At 63.5% G+C, this 1,899-nt stretch carries 1 protein-coding gene; it reads left to right on the forward strand.

All coding sequences use genetic code 11. From position 1 onward, the window contains the following. Positions 1-136: 136 nt before the first annotated feature. Positions 137-1,899, forward strand: a 1,763-nt coding sequence (locus tag AC07YV_RS29825) for a SulP family inorganic anion transporter (RefSeq protein WP_102702838.1), incomplete at its 3' end; no start/stop codon positions are given.

Below are 1,899 nucleotides of genomic sequence, written 5' to 3' on the forward strand. Positions count from 1 at the left end.
GGAGCGAGCTTGCTCGCGATGGTCGTTAACGATGCCGCGTGTTTACTGACTAAACGCGGCGCTCTTGAGTCCATCGCGAGCAAGCTCGCTCCTACAAAATTTTTAATGAATAGCATTACATCAACGAGGGCGATTCATGAGCCATTCAGATGCTTCGCCGCCCGTTTCGGAACCGGGCCGCATAGCCCGCCGGGATGAACAGACCGGTTGGCGCCGCTGGCTACCAGGATTGGGCGTGCTGCGCGAATACCAATGGGCGTGGTTGCGTGACGACATCGTGGCCGGTCTGGTGCTGACCACGATGCTGGTGCCCGTCGGTATCGCCTACGCGGTGGCCTCGGGCGTGCCCGGCATTTATGGCCTCTACGCGACCATCGTTCCGCTGCTGTTCTATGCCCTGTTCGGCCCCAGCCGGATTCTGGTGATGGGGCCGGATTCCTCCCTGGTGGCCGTCATCCTGGCCGTCATCATTCCACTCTCCGGCGGCGACCCGCAGCGTGCCGTCGCCCTGGCGGGGATGATGGCGATCGTCTCGGGAGCGGTGTGCATCCTGGCCGGTATGGCGCGCCTGGGTTTCATCACCGAGCTGCTGTCCAAACCGATCCGCTACGGCTACATGAACGGCATCGCACTGACCGTATTGATCAGCCAGTTGCCCAAGCTGTTCGGTTTTTCCATTGAGTCCGACGGCCCATTGAGAAACATTTGGGCCATCGCCTCGGCGCTGATGGAAGGAAAGGTCAACTGGGCCACCTTCACCGTAGGCGGGCTCACCCTGGCGGTGATCCTGCTACTCAAAAGATGGCCGCGACTGCCGGGCATCCTGATCGCCGTGGTCGGCGCGACGGTCGCCGTGGGTGCCCTCGACCTGGCGACACGCGCCGGTGTGTCGGTCCTCGGTTCGCTCCCCCAAGGCTTGCCCGGGTTCGCCATCCCCTGGATCACCACCGCCGACATCGTCCCGGTGGTGATCGGCGGGTGCGCCGTCGCACTGGTCTCATTCGCCGACACCAGCGTGCTCTCCCGTGTCTATGCGGCGCGGACCCGAACCTACGTCAACCCGAACCAGGAAATGATGGGCCTCGGCATAGCCAACCTGGCGGCCGGATTTTTCCAGGGCTTCCCGATCAGCAGCAGTTCGTCACGCACGCCCGTGGCCGAAGCTGCCGGCGCCAAAACCCAAATCACCGGCGTCGTCGGCGCACTCGCGGTTGCCTTGCTGCTGGTGGTGGCACCGGACCTGCTGCAACATCTACCGTCCAGCGCCCTGGCGGCCGTCGTGATCGCCTCGGCCATCGGCCTGATCGAAATCACCGACCTGCGCCGGATCTATCGCATCCAGCGCTGGGAATGCTGGCTATCGATTGTCTGCACCGTCGGGGTGGCCGTGTTCGGCGCGATCGAAGGCATCGGCCTGGCCATCGTGATCGCGATCATCGAATTCCTCTGGGACGCCTGGCGCCCGTACTCCGCCGTATTGGGCCGCGCCGACGGGGTCAAGGGCTACCACGACATCAAACGCTACCCCGACGCACACCTGATCCCCGGCCTGGTCCTGTTCCGCTGGGATGCCCCCTTGTTCTTCGCCAACGCCGAACTGTTCAACGACCGCGTGCTGGACGCCGTCGCGGCATCGCCCACACCCGTGCGCTGGCTGGTGGTCGCCGCAGAACCGGTGACCAGCGTCGACGTGACCTCCGCGGACATGCTGGCTGAGCTGGACGACACCTTGCACGCGGTGGGTATCGAGTTGTGCTTTGCGGAGATGAAGGACCCGGTGAAGGACAAGCTGAAGCGGTTTGGGTTGTTTGCAAGATTGGGGGAGACGGCGTTTTTTCCTACGATTGGGACGGCGGTGGATAGTTATGTGGCGAATTATCTGGAGGGGGATGAAGGAGG

The sequence above is a fragment of the Pseudomonas sp. GW456-E7 genome, from assembly GCF_059424105.1.